The 9061-nt window shown below is 69.3% G+C and carries 10 protein-coding genes; 6 read left to right on the forward strand and 4 right to left on the reverse strand.

From position 1 onward, the window contains the following. Positions 1-161: 161 nt before the first annotated feature. Positions 162-620, forward strand: coding sequence for a nickel-type superoxide dismutase maturation protease (sodX, locus tag ACFV8T_RS20920; RefSeq protein WP_266414434.1), 459 nt, complete (start codon positions 162-164; stop codon positions 618-620). On the opposite strand, the gene ACFV8T_RS20925 is transcribed toward sodX, so the two are convergent. Then, positions 524-1153 (reverse strand): CGNR zinc finger domain-containing protein, encoded by a 630-nt coding sequence (locus ACFV8T_RS20925; protein ID WP_385329401.1) that lies wholly within the window; start codon positions 1151-1153, stop codon positions 524-526. The two genes, sodX and ACFV8T_RS20925, sit on opposite strands and share 97 nt — an antisense overlap. A gap of 89 nt (positions 1154-1242) precedes the next feature. Between ACFV8T_RS20925 and ACFV8T_RS20930 the strand changes: the two genes are divergently transcribed. The 3 genes from ACFV8T_RS20930 to ACFV8T_RS20940 all read left to right on the forward strand — a co-directional run bounded on the left by ACFV8T_RS20930 (position 1243) and on the right by ACFV8T_RS20940 (position 3385). After that, a complete protein-coding gene (locus ACFV8T_RS20930) occupies positions 1243-2004 on the forward strand; it encodes a class I SAM-dependent methyltransferase (protein WP_385329403.1) in 762 nt (253 codons plus the stop codon). Positions 2005-2150: 146 nt separating this feature from the next. Next, on the forward strand, positions 2151-2639 hold the full coding sequence (locus tag ACFV8T_RS20935; protein WP_385329406.1) for a SigE family RNA polymerase sigma factor: 489 nt from the start codon (positions 2151-2153) through the stop codon (positions 2637-2639). Continuing rightward, positions 2636-3385: a hypothetical protein gene (locus ACFV8T_RS20940; RefSeq protein WP_385329408.1), complete on the forward strand. Its 750-nt coding sequence runs from the start codon at positions 2636-2638 to the stop codon at positions 3383-3385. The genes ACFV8T_RS20935 and ACFV8T_RS20940 overlap by 4 nt, the downstream gene beginning before the upstream one ends. Before the next feature lie 57 nt (positions 3386-3442). On the opposite strand, the gene ACFV8T_RS20945 is transcribed toward ACFV8T_RS20940, so the two are convergent. The 3 genes from ACFV8T_RS20945 to ACFV8T_RS20955 are packed head-to-tail and all read right to left on the reverse strand — an operon-like array spanning position 3443 to position 6146. After that, entirely contained in the window at positions 3443-4204 is a 762-nt protein-coding gene (locus ACFV8T_RS20945) for an amino acid ABC transporter ATP-binding protein (protein ID WP_385329411.1), read from the reverse strand. Beyond that, the gene (locus ACFV8T_RS20950) at positions 4201-5172 is read right to left on the reverse strand and encodes an amino acid ABC transporter permease (protein ID WP_385329414.1); all 972 of its coding nucleotides are present in this window, start codon (positions 5170-5172) and stop codon (positions 4201-4203) included. The genes ACFV8T_RS20945 and ACFV8T_RS20950 overlap by 4 nt, the downstream gene beginning before the upstream one ends. Positions 5173-5201: 29 nt before the next feature. Further along, positions 5202-6146, reverse strand: a complete 945-nt coding sequence (locus ACFV8T_RS20955; RefSeq protein WP_385329417.1) for an ABC transporter substrate-binding protein — start codon at positions 6144-6146, stop codon at positions 5202-5204. Positions 6147-6666: 520 nt separating this feature from the next. Here ACFV8T_RS20955 and ACFV8T_RS20960 point away from each other — a divergent pair. Both ACFV8T_RS20960 and ACFV8T_RS20965 read left to right on the forward strand, forming a co-directional pair. Further along, positions 6667-7878 carry an NADP-dependent malic enzyme gene (locus ACFV8T_RS20960; RefSeq protein ID WP_385329419.1) on the forward strand — a complete coding sequence of 404 codons (1212 nt, stop codon included), beginning with the start codon at positions 6667-6669 and terminating at the stop codon, positions 7876-7878. A gap of 215 nt (positions 7879-8093) precedes the next feature. Next, positions 8094-9059, forward strand: coding sequence for a zinc-binding dehydrogenase (locus tag ACFV8T_RS20965; protein ID WP_385329421.1), 966 nt, complete (start codon positions 8094-8096; stop codon positions 9057-9059). Positions 9060-9061 lie beyond the last annotated feature (2 nt).

A 9061-nucleotide genomic window follows, 5' to 3' on the forward strand; every position in this document is an offset into this window, starting at 1 on the left:
GATCGTCTTCTCAGGTGGGACATTACTCCGTGAGAGACGTGTTTTCGTGGGTGCCCCCATGGGCTTAGGCCAAAAGTCCAGGGCGAGGATGGGACCAGTGGCCGAATGTGCGGAACGCTGTACAGGACGTGTACTGGACGGATCGGGGAGGTGCCGGAGGGATGCGGGAGGTGCCGGAGGTGCCGGAGCTGACGCAGGAGCAGCCCGGCCGAGGGCTGGCGGCGCGGGTGCCGTTCCAGGTGGTGGAGGTGACCGGGCCGTCGATGGTGCCGACGCTCCATCACGGGGACTGGCTGCTCGTGCAGTACGGGGCGACGGTGCGCCCCGGTGACGTGGTGATTCTGCGGCATCCGTTCCAGCAGGACCTGCTGGTCGTGAAGCGGGCCGTCGAGCGCCGTCGGGGCGGCTGGTGGGTGCTGGCCGACAACACCTTCGCGGGCGGGGACAGTACGGACTACGGGGTGGTGCCGGAGGAGTTCGTACTGGCCAGGGTCCGGGCGCGCTACCGGCCGCTGAAGAAGGATCAGCGGTCGGTGCGGGGTGTGGTGGCCTGGGCGGTCTCCGCGCTGCGGCCGGTGTCGGCCGCCCGTTCCGTCTCCAGGCGCTTGCGGGCCCGGTAGGCGGCCACATTGGCGCGGGTCGCGCAGCGGTCCGAGCAGTAGCGGCGGGACCGGTTGGTCGAGGTGTCGAGGTAGGCGTTGCGGCACGGCGACGCCTCGCACAGGCCGAGCCGGTCGACCCCGTACGAGGTGAGGTGGAAGGCGAGGCCCATCGCCGCGATGGCGGCGTACCCGGCCGTCGCGTTCGACGGGTGGTCGGCCAGGTGCATGTGCCAGTCCGGCTTGCCGTCCTCGTCGCGGATGTCGTGCCCGGAGATCTGCGGGCTGACCGGGAACTCCAGCAGCAGCGAGTTGAGCAGGTCGACGGCGAGCGTCTCGTCACCGCCGTCGGCCGCTTCGAAGACCGAGCGCAGCCGCCCCCGTACGGACCTGAATCGGGTCACGTCCGCGTCGGTCGCCCGCCGGGCCGCCTGACCGTTGGCGCCGAACAGCTCGCGGACCGCCTCCACGGAGGTGAGGGAGTCCTTGTTGCGGGCCGGCTCCTCGGTGTTGACCAGACGTACGGCGTAGTCCGAGTAATAGGCCAGTTCCACTTGTAGTCCTTACGGCGTCGGTCTATGGTCGATGCGGCGAACGATGTAATGGTCGTTTGTGGTTCCAGGGTATTACATGGAGGTTCCTGGTGACGGAGACATCGACAGGTACGGACTGGCGGGCCTGGCAGGAGAGCTGGGACCGGCAGCAGGAGTGGTACATGCCCGACCGCGAGGAGCGGTTCCGGGTGATGCTGGACATGGTCGAGGCCCTGGTGGGGCCGCGGCCGAGGGTGCTCGATCTCGCATGCGGTACGGGAAGTATTACGGACCGGCTGCTCAAGCGGTTCCCGGAAGCCACCAGCACCGGTGTGGATCTCGATCCTGCGCTGCTCGCCATCGCGCGAGGCTACTTCGACGGCGACGAGCGCGTCACCTTCGTCACCGCCGACCTCAAGGACCCCGAGTGGGCGCGGCAGTTGCCGTACGACTCGTACGACGCCGTGCTCACGGCCACCGCCCTGCACTGGCTGCACACCGAACCGCTCACCGCGCTCTACGGCCGCATCGCCGGGCTCGTCCGGGACGGCGGGGTGTTCATGAACGCGGACCACATGATCGACACCGCGACGCCCCGGATCAACGCGGCCGAACGCGCCCACCGGCACGCCGCCATGGACCGCGCCAAGGCCGCGGGCGCGGTCGACTGGGCCGACTGGTGGGCACTGGCCGCCAAGGACCCGGTCCTCGCCGGACCGACCGCCGAGCGGTACGAGATCTACGGTGAGCACGCGGACGGCGACATGCCCTCGGTGCACTGGCACACCGGCACCCTGCGCGAAGCGGGATTCGGTGAGGCGCGGGCCGTCTGGGCCTCGCCCTCGGACACCCTGGTGCTCGCCGTGAAGTAGCGGCGGCACCGGTGAGGAGGGGCGGTACGGGCCGGCTGCCCGTACCGCCCCTCCTTTTCTGTTATCCGCTGCAACCCGCCGTGCCTCCCGCCGCACTGGAAGGGTGAGACGGTCCGCACCCGCGGACCCGGAGAGGGGCGCCGACGATGCGGATCGATGACGATGCCGCGCTGCACGCCTTCGTCGAAGGCAGACGTACCGCGCTGTTCCGCAGCGCGTACCTGCTCTGCGGCGACCGGCACGAGGCCGATGACCTGGTCCAGACGACGCTGGTCAAGGTGGTGCTCGGGGGGCGGCGGTACGGACGGCTCGACAACATCGAGGCGTACGCGCGCAAGACGCTGATCAACACCTTCATCGCATCCCGTCGCCGGTTCTGGCGGCGCGAACAGTCCTACGGCGAACTGCCCGACCGCGCCGGCCGGGCACCGGACACGGACACCGGGCTTGCGGTACGGGCGGCACTCGCCCGGCTCACGGACAAGCAGCGGGCCGTACTGGTGCTGCGCTACTGGGAGGACCTGAGCGTCGAGGACACGGCCGGACTGCTCGGGATGCGGGAGAACACGGTCAAGAGCCACGCGGCTCGGGGGTTGGCGGCGCTGCGCGCCGAGATGGCGGAGGAATTGGTATGAACAACGACGTGCACGAGCTGCTGGGGCGGGCCGCGGAGGACGCGGGGCAGCCGGCCACCTCCACCCGGACGGTGTACGCCGGAGCCGCCCGGGTGCGGCTGCGGCGCCGGGTCGGCGTCTCGGTCGCGGCGGTCGCCGTGGTCGCGGCCGGAGCCGTCGCCGCGCCGAACCTGGCCCCGAAGGGGGACACGCAGGAGACCGCGGTGGCGGCCCCGGTCGAGCTCGCGGGGAACGGCGGCCGGGCGAAGGACCTGGCGAAGGTGCTGCCCGAGGACGTCGGGGACATCGCGCAGGTCTCGCTGTCCGTGATCATCAAGGGAGACACCTCCCAGAAGGAGATGGAGCACCTGGCGGGACCGCTGGACGGGCACTTCTCCGTACGCAAGGACGGCGGCGTCGGCTATCTCGTCATCGGCTACCTGGACACCGGGAGCCGCGTCGCGGGGAGTGATCCGTGCAAGCCCGCCCACGGGGTGCCGGGCATGGCGGACTGCGTGAACGAGAAGGTGCCGGGCGGCGGGGTGCTGACGATCTGGAGCGACCCGATGAACTACGACGGGGCGCCGAAGTGGGGACGGGAGCTGGTGGGCCGGCTCGTGCTGAAGGACGGCGGTGTGCTGAGCATCCGCGACAGCACCGGCTTCAAGGGCGAGCGGGCGCAGGGGCCTGTCATGAAGACGACGCCGCTGACCCGTGCCCAGCTGCGGGCGCTGCTGCTCAGCCCGGAGCTGCTGCCCAAGAAGTAGGGGGTACGGAAGAGGGCGGTACGGACGCCGGGTCCGTACCGCCCTCTTCCCGTTCTCCTACAGCACCTTCGACAGGAACGACTTCGTCCGGTCGTGCTGAGGGTTGGTCAGCACGTCGCGCGGGTGGCCCGACTCGACCACCACACCGTCGTCCATGAAGACCAGCGCGTCGCCGACCTCACGGGCGAAGCCCATCTCATGGGTCACGACGATCATCGTCATGCCGTCCTCCGCGAGACCGCGCATGACGTCCAGGACATCGCCCACCAGCTCCGGGTCGAGCGCCGACGTCGGCTCGTCGAAGAGCATCAGCTTCGGCTCCATGGCCAGGGCGCGGGCGATGGCCACCCGCTGCTGCTGTCCGCCGGAGAGCTGGGAGGGGTAGTTCTTCGCCTTGTCGCCGAGGCCGACCCGGTCCAGCAGCCGCTCGGCCCGCGCCCTCGCGACGGCCCTGGACTCGCGCTTGACCTGGACGGGGGCCTCCATGACGTTCTCGATCGCCGTCATGTGCGGGAAGAGGTTGAAGCGCTGGAAGACCATGCCGATGTCCCGGCGCTTCAGCGCGACCTCGCTGTCCTTGAGCTCGTAGAGCTTGTCGCCCTTCTGGCGGTAGCCCACCAGCTCGCCGTCGACGTACAGCCGGCCGGCGTTGATCTGCTCCAGGTGGTTGATGCACCGGAGGAACGTCGACTTGCCGGAACCGGACGGGCCGATCAGACAGAAGACCTCCCTCGGCGCGACCTCCAGGTCGATGCCCTTGAGGATGTGCGCGGCGCCGAAGGACTTGTGGACGCCCTCGGCCTTCACCATGGCGGTCATGCCATGCCTCCCTTCGGGCGGCCCAGGGACAGGAGGTTGGCCCTGACCTTCTGGAACGGGGTGGGCGGCAGGCTGCGGCTCGAACCCCGCGCGTAGTACCGCTCCAGGTAGTACTGGCCGATGCTCAGCACCGAGGTCATGATCAGGTACCAGGCCGCGGCCAGGAAGTACATCTCGACCGGGGCTCCGGACGCCTGCCCGATGTCCTGGGCGTTCTTGAACAGCTCGTAGAACTGCACGGCCGCCACCAGCGACGTGGTCTTGAGCATGTTGATCACTTCGTTGCCCGTGGGCGGCACGATCACCCGCATGGCCTGCGGGATCACGACGCGGCGCAGGGTCTTGCCGTGGCTCATGCCCAGCGCGTGCGACGCCTCCGTCTGGCCCTCGTCGACCGAGAGCAGACCCGCGCGGCAGATCTCGGCCATGTACGCGGCCTCGTTGAGACCCAGGCCGAGCAGCGCCGTCAGCAGCGGCGTCATGAAGCTCGACCAGTAGTCCTTGTAGATCGGCATGAGGTCGATGTACTCGAAGACCAGGCCCAGGTTGAACCAGACGAACAGCTGGACCAGGACCGGGGTGCCGCGGAAGAACCAGATGTAGAACCAGGCGATCGACGAGGTCACCGGGTTCCTGGACAGCCGCATCACGGCCAGCAGGATGCCGCCGACGATGCCGATGACCATGGACAGCGCGGTCAGCAGCAGGGTCTGGGTGACGCCCTTGAGGATGCGGTGGTCGAAGAAGTAGTCGGGGACCGCACCCCAGTTGATCTTGCCCTGGCTGAAGGCGTAGACGATCGAGGCGAGTACCCCGATCGCGATGACCGCCGAGACGTACCGGCCGTAGTGCCGGACCGGAATGGCCCTGATCGCCTCGGGTTTGGACGGTGGGGTGGAGGGTCCGGATGGTGGGGTGGAGGGTATGGGCGGCTGGTCGGCCGGCCCCGTCTTCTCGATGTCAGTCACAGGAAGAACCTTTCAGCGCCGGTGCCTGCTCAGGATCCGCCGTTCAGCTCGGCCTCGGTGACCGCGCCGGCCTCCACACCCCACTTGGAGATGATCTTGTTGTACTCGCCGTTCTTGATGATCGCCTCCAGGGCCGCCTGAATGGCCTTGGTCAGCTGGTCGTTGCCCTTGGCGACGGCGATGCCGTACGGGGCGGCCTCGACCTGCTCGCCGACGATCTGGAAGTCCTTGCCGCCGCCCGAGGTCTTCACCGCGTACGCGGCCACCGGGAAGTCGGAGGAACCGGCGTCGACGCCACCGCTGCGCAGCCGGGTCTGGGCCTCCAGGTCGTTGTCGAAGGTCTCGATGGCGATCTTCTTGCCGCCGGTGCACTTCTTCGACTCGGCCTTGGCGAGGTTGTGCGAGACGGTGCCGCGCTGGACCGCGATCTTCTTGCCGCAGAGGTCGGCCCAGGTCTTGATGGACTGGTCGTCGCCCTTCCGGGTGTAGATCGAGACACCTGCGGTGAAGTAGTCGACGAAGTCGACGCCCTCGCCGACCTTCTTCTTCGTCTCGGAGTCGACGCCCTGCTGGCGGTCCTTGGTGTCGGTCATCGAGGACATCGCCAGGTCGTAGCGCTTGGAGCGCAGGCCGGTGATCAGTGTGTCGAACGTGCCGTTCTGGAACTGGAGGGTCACGCCGAGCTGCTTGCCGATCGCGGCGGCGATGTCGGGGTCGATGCCGACCGTATTGCCGGACTTGTCCTTGAACTCGACCGGCGGATAGGCAATGTCCGAACCGACCTTGATGACTCCCTTGTCCCTGATCTCCTTGGGCAGGAGGTCGGAGAGCGGGGCCGATTCCGAGCTGTTCGTCGGCCCGTTCTTGGTCTGGTCGCCGCAGGCGGCCAGCAGCATGGTGCCGGCGACCGCGATGGCGCCGACCGCTGCGATCCTGGATTTCGCGGCCGGGCGACGTGTGGTGCGTGCGGTCATGATTGGGGTTCCTCCGGCAGGTGAGGGTGGTGTTACCAGGCGGTATGGACACACGACTGTGGACTCGCCCCCCTGTGTGATTAGGGCATCTTGCCATTCGGACTGGCTCAAACTTGCCGCTGCTCATATCAAAATCGGATAACGGGCCATCCCCGAACCTCAGGAGGCCGGTACGCAAGGCCGGACCATCCGCGGGGTTTCCCTCTTCACGCCGGAAGATCTGTGGCGCGTCTCGACTGGTGGACGCTTTTGTCGCGCGGCGGACTTGTCCAGATATTCGACTATGAGTCACGTCACCGAGTCGATTTGGACTCGTCCATGACGTGGTCCTTCGGGTAAGAAAGACCTTTACACCCCTCATCCGGGGCTCAGGGCGCGTGTGCGGCGCGCCCGCGCGTATGTATTTCCCCCTGCCGGGGCGGGCCAACCGTCGACGCGGGGCACGTACGCGGTGCCCGCCCACCCCTCCTCAACCAGGAGTGGCCACCCTCAAACGATGAAGACTTAAGGGGTCAACACCATGGCAGCGGAGATCGTCAATCCTCGCAGCGACAGCACCACTGACAGCACCACCGATGAGCCGTTCGATCCGGCCTTCGCTCTCCACCGCGGGGGGAAGATGGCCGTGCAGGCCACCGTTCCCATCCGTGACAAGGACGACCTGTCCCTCGCGTACACGCCCGGCGTCGCCAAGGTGTGCAGCGCCATCGCGGAGAATCCCGAGCTGGTCCACGACTACACCTGGAAGTCGCAGGTCGTCGCCGTCGTGACGGACGGCACCGCGGTGCTCGGCCTCGGTGACATCGGACCCGAGGCGTCCCTCCCGGTGATGGAGGGCAAGGCGATCCTCTTCAAGCAGTTCGGCGGCGTCGACGCGGTGCCGATCGCGCTCGCGACCACCGACGCGGACGAGATCGTCGAGACGGTCGTCCGGCTCGCGCCCTCCTTCGGCGGCGTGAACCTGGAGGACATCTCGGCGCCGCGCTGCTTCGAGATCGAGCGCAAGCTCCAGGAGCGGCTCGACATCCCGGTCTTCCACGACGACCAGCACGGCACCGCCGTCGTGACGCTCGCGGCCCTGCGGAACGCCGCGAAGCTGTCCGGCCGCAGCCTCGGCGATCTGCGCGCCGTCATCTCCGGCGCCGGCGCCGCCGGGGTGGCCATCGCGAAGTTCCTGCTGGAGGCGGGGCTCGGCGATGTCGCCGTGGCCGACCGCAAGGGCATCGTGAGCCGGGACCGCGAGGACCTGACCGAGGTCAAGCGCGAGCTGGCCGAACTCACCAACCGGGCCGGGATCTCCGGCCCGCTGGAGAGCGCGCTGGCGGGCGCGGACGTCTTCATCGGCGTCTCCGGCGGTACGGTCCCCGAGGCGGCCGTCGCCTCGATGGCGCCCGGCGCGTTCGTCTTCGCCATGGCGAACCCGAACCCCGAGGTCCACCCCGACATCGCGCACAAGTACGCGGCCGTCGTGGCGACCGGGCGGTCCGACTACCCGAACCAGATCAACAATGTGCTGGCCTTCCCCGGCATCTTCGCGGGTGCCCTCCAGGTCCGGGCCTCCCGGATCACCGAGGGCATGAAGATCGCCGCGGCGAACGCGCTGGCCGACGTCGTGGGCGACGAGCTCGCGGCGGACTACGTGATCCCGTCGCCGTTCGACGAGCGGGTGGCCCCCGCGGTGACGGCGGCGGTGGCCGCGGCGGCGCGGGCGGAAGGCGTGGCCCGGCGCTGACGTCGGGGCGGGTGGGGTGCGGGTTCCCGGGTGCGGGGTGCGCCTGCGGCGGGCTTGCTCCCCACCCCGCCCCTTCCCGTAACCGGGGCTCCGCCCCCGGACCCCCGCCCCTCAATCGCCGGAGGGGCCGATTCTCCGCCCCGCCCACCCCGCGCGTCGCGCGTCACACCCGTGGCCGGTTACGCCCGGCCGCGCCCCGGCCTATCGTCGGGGCCATGTTCGCCGCCTACGCATCCCGCATCGACCGCGACCAGCCCCTCAACGGCCTTGAGCTGGGTGAACGCCCCGCCCCCGAGGCACGCCCCGGCTGGACCACCGTCAACGTCCGGGCCGCCTCCCTCAACCACCACGACCTCTGGTCCCTGCGCGGCGTCGGCCTCGCCGAGGACAAGCTGCCGATGATCCTCGGCTGCGACGCGGCCGGAACCGACGAGGACGGCAACGAAGTCGTCCTGCACTCCGTCATCGGCCAGACCGGTCACGGCGTCGGCCCGAAGGAACCCCGCTCCATCCTCACCGAGCGCTACCAGGGCACCTTCGCCGAGCAGGTCACCGTCCCCAGCTGGAACGTGCTGCCCAAGCCGAAGGAGCTCACCTTCGAGCAGGCCGCCTGTCTGCCGACCGCCTGGCTCACCGCGTACCGGATGCTCTTCACCAACGCCGGGGTGCGCCCCGGCGACTCGGTCCTCGTCCAGGGCGCGGGCGGCGGCGTCGCCACCGCCGCGATCGTGCTCGGCCGGGCGGCCGGGCTGCGGATCTACGCCACCAGCCGCGACGAGGCCAAGCGCAAGCGCGCCGTCGAACTCGGCGCGATCGAGGCGTTCGAGCCGGGCGCGCGGCTGCCGCAGCGCGTCGACGCGGTCATCGAGACGGTCGGCGCGGCCACCTGGTCCCACTCCGTGAAGTCGCTGCGCCCCGGCGGCACGCTCGTCATCTCCGGCGCGACCAGCGGTGACCGGCCCTCGCACGCCGAGCTGACCCGGATCTTCTTCCTGGAGCTGAAGGTCGTCGGCTCGACCATGGGCTCCAAGGACGAGCTGGAGGACCTGCTGGCGTTCTGCGCGACCACCGGTGTGCGGCCCGTCATCGACGAGGTGCTGCCGCTGGACCGGGCCCGCGAGGGGTTCGAACGGCTGGAATCGGGCGACCAGTTCGGAAAGATTGTGCTCACCTGCTCTTGAGG

This window comes from Streptomyces sp. NPDC059832, from assembly GCF_042731715.1.
GTDB lineage: Bacteria > Actinomycetota > Actinomycetes > Streptomycetales > Streptomycetaceae > Streptomyces.

Excerpts from the sequence above, each read along its gene's own strand:
- ACFV8T_RS20935 (WP_385329406.1), top strand. The coding sequence starts at position 2,151 with ATGCGGATCGATGACGATGCCGCGCTGCACGCCTTCGTCGAAGGCAGA.
- ACFV8T_RS20945 (WP_385329411.1), bottom strand. The coding sequence starts at position 4,204 with ATGACCGCCATGGTGAAGGCCGAGGGCGTCCACAAGTCCTTCGGCGCC.
- ACFV8T_RS20965 (WP_385329421.1), top strand. The coding sequence starts at position 8,094 with ATGTTCGCCGCCTACGCATCCCGCATCGACCGCGACCAGCCCCTCAAC.
- sodX (WP_266414434.1), top strand. The coding sequence starts at position 162 with ATGCGGGAGGTGCCGGAGGTGCCGGAGCTGACGCAGGAGCAGCCCGGC.
- ACFV8T_RS20940 (WP_385329408.1), top strand. The coding sequence starts at position 2,636 with ATGAACAACGACGTGCACGAGCTGCTGGGGCGGGCCGCGGAGGACGCG.
- ACFV8T_RS20955 (WP_385329417.1), bottom strand. The coding sequence starts at position 6,146 with ATGACCGCACGCACCACACGTCGCCCGGCCGCGAAATCCAGGATCGCA.
- ACFV8T_RS20960 (WP_385329419.1), top strand. The coding sequence starts at position 6,667 with ATGGCAGCGGAGATCGTCAATCCTCGCAGCGACAGCACCACTGACAGC.